General features: G+C 73.5%; 9 protein-coding genes. 6 read left to right on the forward strand and 3 right to left on the reverse strand.

All coding sequences use genetic code 11. The features are described from left to right. Positions 1 to 42: 42 nt before the first annotated feature. Positions 43 to 2316, forward strand: coding sequence for a SpoIIE family protein phosphatase (locus CP980_RS12310; protein WP_425281779.1), 2274 nt, complete (start codon positions 43 to 45; stop codon positions 2314 to 2316). A 140-nt stretch (positions 2317 to 2456) separates the two neighbouring features. Here CP980_RS12310 and CP980_RS12315 read toward each other — a convergent pair whose 3' ends face one another. Then, positions 2457 to 4697, reverse strand: coding sequence for a transglycosylase domain-containing protein (locus CP980_RS12315; protein WP_132756423.1), 2241 nt, complete (start codon positions 4695 to 4697; stop codon positions 2457 to 2459). A gap of 231 nt (positions 4698 to 4928) precedes the next feature. Here CP980_RS12315 and CP980_RS12320 point away from each other — a divergent pair, with 231 nt between their 5' ends. After that, positions 4929 to 5840 (forward strand): SPFH domain-containing protein, encoded by a 912-nt coding sequence (locus CP980_RS12320; RefSeq protein ID WP_132756421.1) that lies wholly within the window; start codon positions 4929 to 4931, stop codon positions 5838 to 5840. Next, the gene (locus tag CP980_RS12325; protein WP_132756419.1) at positions 5837 to 6112 is read left to right on the forward strand and encodes a type II toxin-antitoxin system antitoxin; all 276 of its coding nucleotides are present in this window, start codon (positions 5837 to 5839) and stop codon (positions 6110 to 6112) included. The genes CP980_RS12320 and CP980_RS12325 overlap by 4 nt, the downstream gene beginning before the upstream one ends. Positions 6113 to 6155: 43 nt before the next feature. On the opposite strand, the gene CP980_RS12330 is transcribed toward CP980_RS12325, so the two are convergent. After that, positions 6156 to 7724: a DUF2079 domain-containing protein gene (locus CP980_RS12330; protein WP_150528167.1), complete on the reverse strand. Its 1569-nt coding sequence runs from the start codon at positions 7722 to 7724 to the stop codon at positions 6156 to 6158. Between the two features lie 213 nt (positions 7725 to 7937). Here CP980_RS12330 and CP980_RS12335 point away from each other — a divergent pair, with 213 nt between their 5' ends. From CP980_RS12335 to CP980_RS12345, 3 genes are read left to right on the forward strand one after another with little or no spacing between them, the layout of a single operon-like run. Then, on the forward strand, positions 7938 to 8462 hold the full coding sequence (locus CP980_RS12335; protein ID WP_150528168.1) for a PadR family transcriptional regulator: 525 nt from the start codon (positions 7938 to 7940) through the stop codon (positions 8460 to 8462). Continuing rightward, positions 8459 to 9154 (forward strand): ABC transporter ATP-binding protein, encoded by a 696-nt coding sequence (locus tag CP980_RS12340; RefSeq protein WP_132756413.1) that lies wholly within the window; start codon positions 8459 to 8461, stop codon positions 9152 to 9154. The genes CP980_RS12335 and CP980_RS12340 overlap by 4 nt, the downstream gene beginning before the upstream one ends. After that, positions 9151 to 11511 (forward strand): ABC transporter permease, encoded by a 2361-nt coding sequence (locus CP980_RS12345; protein ID WP_150528169.1) that lies wholly within the window; start codon positions 9151 to 9153, stop codon positions 11509 to 11511. Before CP980_RS12340 ends, CP980_RS12345 begins: the two co-directional genes overlap by 4 nt. Positions 11512 to 11523: 12 nt before the next feature. On the opposite strand, the gene CP980_RS12350 is transcribed toward CP980_RS12345, so the two are convergent. Then, complete coding sequence (locus tag CP980_RS12350) at positions 11524 to 12498, reverse strand: hydrogen peroxide-inducible genes activator (protein ID WP_099889709.1); 975 nt, start codon at positions 12496 to 12498, stop codon at positions 11524 to 11526. Positions 12499 to 12663: the final 165 nt, after the last annotated feature.

A 12663-nucleotide genomic window follows, 5' to 3' on the forward strand; every position in this document is an offset into this window, starting at 1 on the left:
CCTGCCGCGGCCGCCGCGACACCGGCGCCGGGCGGCCCCGGCATGCCTGCCGCCCCCGGCGGTTGCGCGGAGGAACTGGGCCACGGCAAGGCCCCCGTCCCGGCGGCCGAGGCCGTACGCGGCTCCGCCGCGCCCGGCGACGACCCGGTCCACTCGGACGTCCCGCGCCCGCGCGGCGAGGGCGTACCCGCGACCCCGCAGGACGGTACGCCCCGTCCGGCGCGCGGCCGCGCCCGCGGTACGGCGGCCCAGGGCGCGGCCGGCCGCCGCGGCCGCGACGGGGAGGCGGCGCGCAACGCCGCGCACGGGGCGCCCGCCCACGGCGAGGAGCCGGCCGACGTGTCCGCAGGACGGGCCCACGGGGCCCGCGGCGCGGGGGCCGAGGGCCTCCCGGCGGCGGTACCGGGCGCCTCCCGCCCCCGCGAGGCCCTGGCCGGAGCCGGCCCCGCCGGACAAGGCGGCGGCGCGGACGCGGCCGCCCCGGCGGCGTACGGGATCCAGGGCGCCGGTGCCGGCGAGGGCGCGGTCGGCGCGGCCGGGCCGGGGCCCGACGGCGGAGTGGCCCGGCGCGAGGGCGACCGGCTGCGGTTCGTCGGCGCCGCCACCCGGCGCATCGCCCGCGGCATCGACCTCGACGAGATCGTCCTCGGCCTGTGCCGGGCCACCGTGCCCACCTTCTCCGACGCCATCCTCGTCTACCTGCGGGACCCCCTCCCGGTCGGCGACGAGCGCCCCGTCGGCCCGGTCGTTTTAAGGCTGCGCCGCACCGACCGGCTCCGGCCGATCGACGACCTGACCGGAGCGGAGGGCGCCGGGGCCGCGGGGGGCGCCGGCGAGCTCGACTTCAGCCAGCTGCCGCTGGTCGGCCCGCAGGGTGACCTGCCCGCGGCCGAGCTCTGCGAGATCCGCCCCGGCGGCGCCCTCGCCGAGGTCCTGCGCGGCGTACGGCCCGTCTTCGGCTCCGCCGCCGGGGCCAAGGACGCGCTGCCGGAGCTGCTCGGCTCGGAGCACCCCGTACCGCGCGGCCAGCGGGCCATCCTCGCGCCGCTGCGCGGCCGCCGCCGGGTCATCGGCTCGGCGGTGTTCCTGCGCAGCCCCGAGCGGCCCGCGTTCGAGCAGAACGACCTCCTGGTCGCCGCCCAGCTGGCCACGCACACCGCGCTCGGCATCGACAAGGCGGTCCTGTACGGCCGCGAGGCGTACATCGCGGACGAGCTCCAGCGCACGATGCTGCCCGACAGCCTCCCCCAGCCCACCGGGGTCCGGCTCGCCTCCCGCTACCTGCCGGCCGCCGAGACGGCCCGGGTGGGCGGCGACTGGTACGACGCGATACCGCTGCCCGGCAGCCGCGTCGCACTCGTCGTCGGCGACGTCATGGGCCACTCCATGACCTCCGCCGCGATCATGGGCCAGCTCCGCACCACCGCCCAGACCCTGGCGCAGCTGGACCTGCCGCCCGCCGAGGTCCTGCACCACCTGGACGAGCAGGCCCAGCGCCTGGGCTCCGACCGGATGGCCACCTGCCTGTACGCGGTCTACGACCCCGTCTCGCACCGGATCACCATCGCCAACGCCGGCCACCCGCCGCCCGTCCTCCTGCACCTGGGCGGCCGCGCCGAGGTGCTCCGCGTACCCCCCGGCGCCCCCATCGGCGTCGGCGGCGTGGACTTCGAGGCGGTGGAGCTGGACGCGCCCGCCGGGGCCACCCTGCTGCTCTACACGGACGGCCTGGTGGAGTCGCGGCTGCGCGACGTGTGGACCGGCATCGAGCAGCTGCGCGAGCGCCTGGCCACCACGGCGCAGCTGACCGGCCTGGACCATCCGCCGCCGCTGGAGGCGCTCTGCGACGACGTCCTCGACATGCTCGGCCCGGGCGACCGGGACGACGACATCGCGCTGCTCGCGGCCCGCTTCGACGGGATCGCGCCGAGCGACGTCGCGTACTGGTTCCTGGACCCGGAGGAGACCGCTCCCGGGCGGGCCCGCCGCTTCGCCCGCCGGGCGCTGACCCGGTGGGGTCTGGAGGAGCTCCAGGACTCCCTGGAGCTCCTGGTCAGCGAGGTGGTCACGAACGCCGTGCGGTACGCCGAACGGCCCGTGACCCTGCGCCTGTTGCGCACGGACGTGCTGCGCTGCGAGGTCGGCGACGACTCCCCGCAGCTGCCGCGCCAGCGCCGGGCGCGGGAGACCGACGAGGGCGGCCGCGGGCTGTTCCTGGTCAACCGGATGGCCCGTCGCTGGGGCGCGACCCGGCTGAGCAGCGGAAAGGTGGTCTGGTTCGAGCTCCCGCTGCCGGGGCCGCCCGATCGCCGCTGACCGACCCGGTGATACGACACCGCCGCCCCGCAGCGTGGATGCTGCGGGGCGGCGGTGCGTTCGGGGCCGTACGGGCGCCACGGGCGCCACGGGCGCTACGGGCGCTACGGGCGCCAAGGGCGCTACGGGCGCCGCGGGCGCTACGGGATCGTGATCGGCGGGCTCTTCGTCGGGTCCGGGCTCTTCGTCGGGTCCGGGCTCTTGGTCGGGTCCGGGCTCTTGGTCGCGCTCTTGGTCGGGTCCGGCGACCCCTTGCCGGGATCCGGGGTGTTCTTCGACGGCGAGACCGGCGCCGACGGCGTGTTGGCGGAGGAGGAGCTCGACGAGGACGGGGAGCTGCTGCGGCTCGGCGCCTGCGAGGCGCCCATCTTCGCCTCGGAGAGGTCGAACTCGCCGGTGTCCACGCCCTTGAGCGCGGCCAGCGTGTACGCCTTCCAGATCTCGGCCGGGAAGCTGGAACCACCCGCTCGGCCACCGCCGGCGGTACCGGTCAGGGTGACCTGCTTGGCCGTTCCGGGCTCCTCGCCGAACATCGCGACGACGGTGACCAGTTCCGGCGTGTACGCGGTGAACCAGGCGGCGACGTTGGACTCGGTGGTACCGGTCTTGCCGGCGGCCTCGTACGCGGAGCTCTTGACGGCCTTGCCGGAACCGTCCTGGACGACGCCGGTGAGCACCTTGGTCACCGTGTCGGCGGTCTGGCGGGTGATGGCCTGGCCGCCCACGGACTCGACCGGCTTGAACTCGCGGGTGGCGTGCTTGGCGGCCTTGATGATCGTCGGCGTGGTCTTCTTGCCGTGGTTGTCGAAGGTGGCGTAGACGGCCGCCATCTCCAGCGTGTTGGCGCTCATGGTGCCGAGCGACATGGCCGGCTTGTCGGCCGGCCAGCCGTCGCGGTCCTTCATGCCGAGCTGCAGCGCCGTCTTCTTCACGTTCGGCGGGCCCACGTCCACGATCATCTGGGCGTAGACGGAGTTCACGGAGGAGTTGGTGGCGGCCTGGACGGTCAGGAAGGGGTCGCCGTAGTTCAGGTTGTCCTGGTTCTGCGGGGCGAACGGGGTGTCGCTGCCCACGACCGGGCGCTTGCTGGTGCCGTCGTAGAGCGCGTTCGGCGTGATCGGCTTGCCGTCGTGCGTCGTGGACTTGTTCTCCAGCGCGGAGGCGAGCACGATCGGCTTGAAGGTCGAGCCGGGCTGGAAGTCCTGGCGCAGGGCGTTGCTCGCCCAGTGGTCGGAGAGCCCGGTGCCGCCGTACATCGCGACGACCGCGCCGGTCTTCGGGTCCACGGAGGTGGCGCCGGCCTGCACGCTCGCGTCGACGGGGCGGTCCTTGCGGTTGAGCTGGGACTCCAGCTCGTCCTGGACGGCCTTCTCCAGCGCGGCCTGCTTCTTCGGGTCGATGTTGAGGGTGATCTCCCAGCCACCGGCCTGCAGTTCCTGGGTGGTCATGTTGGTCTGCCTGCGCAGTTCCGCGTCCGCGGCCTGCTTCAGGTAGCCCTTCTGGCCCTCCATGCCGGGGGCGGCCTTCGGCTTGATCGGCATCGGGAGCTGGAGCTGCTTGCGCTTCTCCGGGTCGAGCGCCTTCATCTCGACCATGTTGTCGAGCACGCCGTTGAAGCGGATCTTGACCAGGCGGGTGCCGTTGGGGCCCGCGGTGGCGAGGTCGTAGTCGCTGGGCGCCTGGAGGACGGCGGCGAGGTACGCGCCCTGCTCCAGGGTCAGCTTGTCGACGTCGACGCCGTAGTAGGCCTGGGCGGCGGCCTGGATGCCGTACGCACCGCGCCCGAAGTAGCTGGTGTTCAGGTAGCCGGCGAGGATGTCCGGCTTCTCCATGCGCTGGTCGACCTTGAGGGAGATCACGAGCTCCTTGAGCTTGCGCGTCGCCGTCTGGTCCTGGTTCAGGTAGAAGTTCTTGACGTACTGCTGGGTGATCGTCGAACCGCCGGCCTTGCCCTTGCCGGTGACCGTGTTGAACAGGCCTCGGGCGATGCCGAGGAAGTCGACGCCCTGGTCCTGGTAGAAGGACTTGTTCTCGATGGCGATGAAGCCGGTCTGAACGTCCTTGGGCACCCGGCTGAGCGGCACGATCTCGCGGTTCATCTTGCCGTCGCGCGCCATGATCGAGCCGTCCGCGTACTTGTAGACGTTGCTCTGCGTGATGGCGTCGGCGTTCGGGTCGGGCTCGTCCACGTAGAAGTAGAGGGCGACGAGTGCGCCCATGCCGAGCAGGATGATCCCGAAGAAGGCCCCGAGGATCTTCTTCCATGTGAAGAAGCGACGTATACCGGTCCGCTCGCCGGCGCGCCCCTTCCCGGTGGCGCGCCCGCGCGGCGCCCGTCGCGTACTGCGCTGCTGCGCCTTACGCGCTTCTGCTCGGCCCATCGCTCCCGCTCCGCTCGATTACCCCCCCGACGTCAGCTCAGAAAGCTAACACCGCAGGTTGTGACAAAGGTTGGCCAACCATGGCCAATATCGGTCAATTCGGACGTGAGAATCAGCACCCACATCCAAGGGAACCGACGCGCGACACGCCCGCAGGGTTGCCGTGGGCCAAAAAAGTGATATCACTTTGCTAAGCGGCCCGACCGGCCGCGACCAGGCGAATGGGGGCAGATGATGACGAACGCGACTGCTGCGGCAGGGGACGTACGGGAGTTCACGGCGCGCAGCCTGGGAGGTGGACTGGCCCTGCTGCTGGGGCTGTTGGGGGTCGTGGCCGGCGCCGGACTGATCGCGACGGGCGCGGCTTCGGACGCCTCCGCCGCGCACGTGCTCCTGATCGTGCTCGGCATCCTCCTCATCGTCGCCTCGGCCTTCGCGATGAGCGGGCTGAACATGGTGGCGCCGGGCGAGGCCCGGGTGGTCCAGCTGTTCGGCCGGTACCGGGGGACGGTCCGTACGGACGGCCTGCGTTGGGTCAACCCGCTGACCTCGCGGGAGAAGATCTCCACCCGGGTCCGCAACCACGAGACGGCCGTCCTGAAGGTCAACGACGCGTACGGCAACCCGATCGAGCTGGCGGCCGTCGTGGTGTGGCGGGTGGAGGACACCGCGCGGGCGACGTTCGAGGTGGAGGACTTCACCCAGTTCGTCGAGACCCAGACCGAGGCGGCGGTGCGGCACATCGCGATCGAGTACCCGTACGACGCCCACGACGAGGGCGGGCTCTCGCTGCGCGGCAACGCCGAGGAAATCACCGAGAAGCTGGCGCTCGAACTGCACGCACGGGTGGAGGCGGCCGGCGTCCGGATCATAGAGTCCCGCTTCACGCATCTCGCGTACGCTCCGGAGATCGCCTCCGCGATGCTCCAGCGCCAGCAGGCGGGCGCGGTCGTGGCGGCCCGCAAGCAGATCGTGGAAGGGGCGGTGGGCATGGTCGAACTGGCCCTGACCCGGCTGGCGGAGCAGGACATCGTGGACCTGGACCCGGAGCGCAAGGCCGCCATGGTGTCGAACCTGATGGTGGTCCTGTGCGGCGACCGGGCCGCCCAGCCGGTCGTCAACACGGGCACGCTCTACCAGTGAGCCCCGCCGGCGAGCCGCAGGACCCGGAGGCGGCCGAGGGCCGGGAGCGCCCGGCCGCCCGGCCGGGGCGGCAGGCGCGCAAGCAGGTGCTGCTGCGGCTCGACCCGCAGGTGTACGACGCGCTCGCGCGCTGGGCGGGCGAGGAACTGCGCAGCGCCAACGCGCAGATCGAGTTCCTGCTGCGGCGGGCCCTGTCCGAGGCCGGCCGCCTCCCGGGCGGGGCGGCCCCGATCCCGCCCCGCGGCCGCCCCCGCGTCCCGCCCGAGTCCTAGGCCGTGCCTTTCGGACGACCGGGCCGGGGTGGTTCAGGACCGCTCAGGACCGGCTCAGGAGGACGAACCCGCCCTCCTGGGCCACCTCCCGGTACCCGCTCGCCCGGGCCCCGGCGAGGGCGAGGGACTCGTCCCTCGCGGACAGCGGCCAGCGCCGCTGCTGCGGCACCTGGGTGTCCACCACGATCCACTCGGGATCCGGGCGGCCGGCGGGCCAGCCGTACAGGCTGACGCTCGTCCGGTCGGACAGGTGCGGCACCAGTCCGTCCGAGGCCTGCACCGTGGCCCCGTCCGGGATCAGGCCCATCACCCGGTGCGCCGCCGCGATCCGCGGATCGGCCCGCCAGGTGTCCGGATGCGCCACCTGCGCCAGGGAGTACACCGGCAGCAGCAGCGCGCAGACCCCGGCTGCGCCCGCCAGGTAGCGGCGCAGGCCGGCGCCGGTGGTCCCGCGCCGGCCCAGGGCGTCGACGAAGGCGGCGAAGACGATCGGCATCAGCGTGAGCGAGTAGTGGTAGCCGGTCCCCCAGTGGGCCGTGTAGTCCGAGACGCCCCGCCACACCAGCGTGGGCACGGCGACCAGGACCAGCGGCGAGCGCAGCGCGAGGAACAGGGTCGGCGCCAGCACCAGCACCAGCGTCGTCACCTTGGTCTCGGGGGTGACGAGTCCGATCGTGAGCTTGCGCAGCACCTCCCCGAGGCCGCCGCCCGCCCCGCCCCCGGGTCCGCCCGTGGAACCGCCCAGGAACGAGGCGTAGAAGTACGAGCCGCTCGGACTGAGCGCCGGCAGTACCACCAGCACCACCAGCAGCGTCCACACCAGACCGACCGCCGCGACCGCGATCCCGAGCCGCCGCCCCCGCCAGATGCCGCGCCAGTTGCCGCGCCCGATGCCGCGCCAGTTGCCGCGCAGGCCGCGCAGCCCGACCTCCCCGCCGCCGCGCCAGGCGATGAGCAGGCCGATCACCGCCACCGTGAGCCCCATGTCCTCCTTGACCAGCACCAGCGGCAGCGCCCAGCAGGCGGCGGCGCGCAGCCGCCCCTCGCCGAGCGCGGCCAGCGCGCACGTGAGGAGCGGGACGGCGAAGGCCCATTCGTGGAAGTCGAACCCGACCCCGTTCGCGATGCCCCAGGAGAGCCCGTAGCAGAGCGCGAGCACCAGGGCGGCGGTGGAGCCGAGTGACCGGCGCGCCCACTGGGCCAGCGGCAGGACGCTTGCGGCGACCAGCGCGGCCTGCGCCACGAGCAGGGTCCGCGCCGACGGCCACAGCCAGTACAGGGGCGCCAGCAGGGCGAGCACCGGGGAGAAGTGGTCCCCGAGGACCGGGAAGTCCGGCCCCTTGACCTCGGAGACGGGCAGGTGGCCCTCCGCGTAGGAGCGGACGGCCTGCTCGAAGATCGCCAGGTCGAAGCTGTGCGACAGCAGCCGCTCGTGGGTGCGCAGCGACACCAGCATGTAGAGGAGGAACAGCCCCGAGGCCGTGGCCCACATCCACCAGGCGGGGCCCGCCCCCGCCCCGGGGGAATCGGCGGACGGCTGCCCGGCCGTCCGCGCGGGCGCACCCGACTGCTGGGGCGGGAGCGCGGCGACGTCGGTGGGGGGTGCGTGCATGGCGCGCCTTTCGGGAGCTTCCGGGAACCTTCCGGGAACGGGGGCGTTCGCCTTTCGCCGTTCGCCCTCAAAGTGCCAGCCGCCCCCGGGCCGGGCCCCGAACCGTGGCGCTCGGGACGAAAGTCCCTACGAATGGCCGCTCGGGCAGGCCGAAAGTCATCTCTACACCATGGGTATACATCGAGCGTATACACCCGCTGTATAGTCCTCGGCATGTCCATCGGTCACACGCTCCTCGGCCTCCTTGAGGCCGGTCCACGCCACGGTTACGACCTCAAGCGCGCCTTCGACGAGAAGTTCGGCCACGACCGGCCGCTCGCCTACGGGCAGGTCTACTCGACCATGTCCCGCCTCCTGAAGAACGGCCTCGTCGAGGTCGAGGGGATAGAGAGCGGCGGCGGCCCCGACCGCAAGCGGTACGCCATCACCGACGCCGGCATCACCGACGTCGACCACTGGCTCGCCCAGCCCGAGAAGCCCGAGCCGTACCTCCAGTCGACCCTCTACACCAAGGTCGTCCTCGCCCTGCTCACCGGCCGCGGCGCCGCCGACCTGCTGGACACCCAGCGGGCCGAGCACCTGCGGCTCATGCGCATCCTGACCCAGCGCAAGCGCAAGGGCGACCTCGCCGACCAGCTGGTCTGCGACCACGCCCTGTTCCACCTCGAAGCGGATCTGCGGTGGCTGGAACTGACCGCTGCCCGTCTCGACCAGCTCGCCCGGGAGGTACGCCGATGACCACGACGCCCCCGGCCGGCACCCTGCTCTGCGCCACCGGCCTGCGCAAGACGTACGGGTCCACCGCCGCGCTCGACGGCGCGGACTTCTCCATCCACCCCGGCGAGGTCGTCGCCGTCATGGGCCCCTCCGGATCCGGCAAGTCGACGCTCCTGCACTGCCTCGCCGGGATCGTCCCGCCCGACTCCGGCACCATCACGTACGCGGGCCGCGAGCTGTCGGCCATGAACGACGCCGAGCGCAGCGCCCTGCGCCGCGGCGAGTTCGGCTTCGTGTTCCAGTTCGGCCAGCTCGTCCCCGAGCTGACCTGCGTGGAGAACGTCGCCCTGCCGCTGCGGCTGACCGGTGTGAAGCGCAAGCAGGCCGAGCGCACCGCCCTGGAGTGGATGGCCCGTCTGGAGGTCGCCGAGCTCGGGCGCAAGCGCCCCGGCGAGGTCTCCGGCGGGCAGGGGCAGCGCGTCGCCGTCGCCCGCGCCCTCGTCACCGGCCCCCGGGTCCTGTTCGCGGACGAGCCCACGGGCGCCCTCGACTCCCTCAACGGCGAGCTCGTCATGCAGCTGCTGACCGAGGCCGCCCGGTCCGCGAACGCCGCCGTCGTCCTCGTCACGCACGAGACCCGCGTGGCCGCGTACTCCGACCGCGAGATCGTCGTGCGCGACGGCAGGTCCCGCGACATGGAGCGCGCCGTATGAACCAGGGCGTCCTCCGGGTCTGGGCCCGCGATCTGGCCCTCGGCGCCCGCTTCGCCTTCGGCGGCGGCCGCGAGGGCTGGACCCGCACCCTGCTGACCGGCCTGGGCGTGGGCCTCGGCGTCGCGCTGCTGCTGGTCACCAGCGCGGTGCCGAGCGCCCTGTCCGCCCGCGACGGGCGCGGCGCGGCCCGCTCGGTGACCTTCGTCCCCGAGGCCGAGCGGCCGGGTCCGGGCACCGTGCTCACCGCCGGCGCGGACCAGTCGTACCGCTCGTACGGGGTCGACGGCCTGCTCGTGCAGCCCGAGGGGGCCTCGGCCCCGCTGCCGCCCGGCCTGAAGGAGTACCCGGGTCCGGGCGAACTGGCCGTCTCCCCCGCGCTCGACGCACTGATGAAGACCTCCGAGGGCACGCTCCTGCGCGAACGCCTCGACGGGCGGATCGTCTCGGTCATCGGCGAGGCGGGCCTGGTCGGCCCGGGCGACCTCTACTTCTACGAGGGCACCGACCGGCTCTCGCGGTACGCGGCCGACCCCGCCACCGCCTCGTACGTCCACCGGGTCGGCGGTTTCGGAGCGGAGCAGGAGAAGCGGCCCCTCGACCCGGTCCTCGCGCTCCTCGTGGTGCTGGTCTTCGTCGCCCTGCTGATGCCGGTCGCCGTCTTCATCGCGGCCGCCGTCCGCTTCGGCGGCGACCGCCGCGACCGCCGGCTCGCCGCCCTGCGCCTGGTCGGTGCCGACGCCCGGACGGTGCGCCGGATCGCGGCGGGCGAGGCCCTCGCCGGATCGCTGATCGGCCTGGTCCTCGGTACGGGCTTCTTCTTCCTCGCCCGGCAGCTCGCCCCGGCCGTCGACCTGTACCAGCGCAGCGTCTTCCCCGCCGATCTGGACCCGGCCCCCTGGCTCGCCGCCCTCGTCGCCGTCGCGGTGCCCGCCGCGGCCGTCGCCGTGACCCTGCTCGCGCTGCGCGGCGTGGTCATCGAGCCGCTGGGCGTGGTCCGTACGGCCACCCCGCGCCGGCGCCGGATCTGGTGGCGCCTGCTGTTCCCGCTGGCCGGCGCCGGCCTGATGGTCCCGATGGCGGGCCGCGGCAACGACGGCGGGCGGTTCAACACCTACCAGGTCTCCGCGGGCGTGGTCCTGCTGCTGATCGGCGTCACCGCCCTGCTCCCCTGGGTGCTGGAACGTTTCGTCGGCCGGCTCGGCGGCACCGGCCCGGTCTCCTGGCAACTGGCCGTCCGCAGGCTCCAGGTCGCGAGCGGCACCGGTGCGCGCCTGGTCAACGGCATCGCGGTCGCGGTGGCCGGCGCCATCGCCCTCCAGATGCTCTTCGCCGGTACCTCCGCCCTCTACACCGAGAGCACGGGCCAGGACCCGGAGCGGGCCTCGGTCTCGATCCTGACCCGCGGCAACGACCCCGCCCGGACCGAGGCCCTGGCGGCGAAGATCGCCACCACCGAGGGGGTCACGAAGGTCCTCCCGCTGCGCTCGACCTCGGCCTCGCCGGCCCCGGAGGCCGAGGGCCCCTCCGTCACGCTCACCATCGGAACCTGCTCCGCCCTGGCCGAGCTGGGCACCCTGCCCTCCTGCAAGGACGGCGACGTCTTCGTGCTGCCCGCCTCCGCCGACCGCGACCGCTACGGCAGCCTCGCCGCCAAGGCCGGTGACAAGCTGTTCGCCGGGAACGTCCACGGCAACACCGACGGCCCGGCGGCCGTCCCGTGGACCGTGCCCGCCGGCGCACCGACGGTGGCCCCCCGCAAGGACCCGAACGGCAGTCTGCGCGACGGTCTGCTGGTCACGCCCGCGGCCGCACCCCAGGGCCTCGGCGACTTCCAGTCCACGCAGATCTACGTCCAGCTCGACCCGAAGGCACCGGACGCGATCGAACGGGTGCGGACGGCCTCGTACAAGGCCGAGCCGCTGGCCGTGCCCATGACCCTTCAGCCGACCTCCACCGACGACCGCTTCGCCTCCATCCGCACCGGCCTGTTCGTCGGGGCCGCCTGCGTGCTCCTGCTGATCGGCGCGAGTCTGCTGGTCTCGCAGCTGGAGCAGCTGCGCGAGCGCAAGAAGCTGCTGGCCGCCCTGGTCGCCTTCGGTACGAAGCGCTCCCCGCTCAGCCTGTCGGTGCTGTGGCAGACCGCCATCCCGATCGGCCTGGGCCTGGGCCTGGCCACCGTGGTCGGGCTGACCCTGGGCACCGTGCTGATGCGGATGGCCGCCGTACCCGTGCGCGTCGACTGGATCTCGGTCGCCTCGATGATCGGCGTCGGCGCGGGAGTGGCCGTCGCGGTGACCCTGCTCAGCCTTCCGCCGCTGCTGCGGCTGATGCGCCCGGACGGGCTGCGCACGGAGTAGCGCCGGGCCCGCCTACTCGGCCGGCCACACCGGGAGCGGGCGTACGGCCTCGCGCAGTGCGCCCGCGATGGCCCGGAACTCCTCCTGGCGGGCCGTGCCCGTCCGCATGGCCAGCGCGATCCGCCGCGAGGGCGCCGGCTCGGCGAAGTACCCGGTGGCCAGGTACTCGTTGCGGGCGGTCTCCAGCCGCAGCGCGGTGCGCGGCAGCAGGGTCACGCCCAGTCCGCCGGCGACCAGCTGGACGAGGGTGGACAGCCCGGCGGCGGTGGTGGTGACGGCCGCCCCGTCGGGCCGGCCCGCCTCGCGGCAGATGTCCAGGGCCTGGTCGCGCAGGCAGTGCCCCTCGTCGAGCAGCAGCAGCCGCAGGCCCCGCAGTTCCTCGCGCGGGATGTCCCGGCGCCCGGCGAGCGGGTGCTCCCTGGGGGCGAGGAGGACGAAGTCCTCGTCGAAGACGGGCAGTTCGGTGACGCCGGGCACTCCGAGCGGCACCGCGAGCAGCAGCAGGTCGAGCCGGCCGCCGGCCAGTCCGTCCAGCAGCGAGGAGGTCTGCTCCTCGTGTACCTGGAGGTCCATCCGGGGGTAGCGGCGGTGGAACAGCCCGAGCACGGTCGGCAGCAGGTACGGGGCCACCGTGGGGATCACCCCCAGCCGCAGGATCCCGGTGAAGGGGGCCCGTACGGCCTCGGCCTCCTCCAGCAGCCCGCCCATGGCGTCGAGGACCGTCTTGGCCCGGGCCGCGATCCGCTCGCCCGCCGGGGAGAGCAGGACCTTGCGGGTGGTGCGCTCCAGCAGCTGGACGCCGAGGGCCTCCTCCAGCGCGGAGACGGCGCCCGAGAGGGCGGGCTGGCTCATGCCGATGGCCGCGGCGGCGTCCCGGAAGTGCAGGTGTTCGGCGACGGCGGCGAACGCGCGCAGCTGCGCGAGCGTCGCCTGCTTCGCTCCCCTGTTGCCGACGACCACTGACAGGTACCTCCGATCACCCGCCATCAGACTAGCCCGGGGTCTCGTGCCGGCGTCTCGCTGACGGAGTCCTGCTGAAAGCTGCCGCCGAACCGATCACCCTGCGTCGCTTCCTGTCCATACGAGGGCATTGATAAGGAAGCCTGATCAGCGCGACCACCGTTTGCGATTTCCGCGATCAATGCTGCTTGT

This window comes from Streptomyces vinaceus (assembly GCF_008704935.1).
GTDB lineage: Bacteria > Actinomycetota > Actinomycetes > Streptomycetales > Streptomycetaceae > Streptomyces > Streptomyces vinaceus.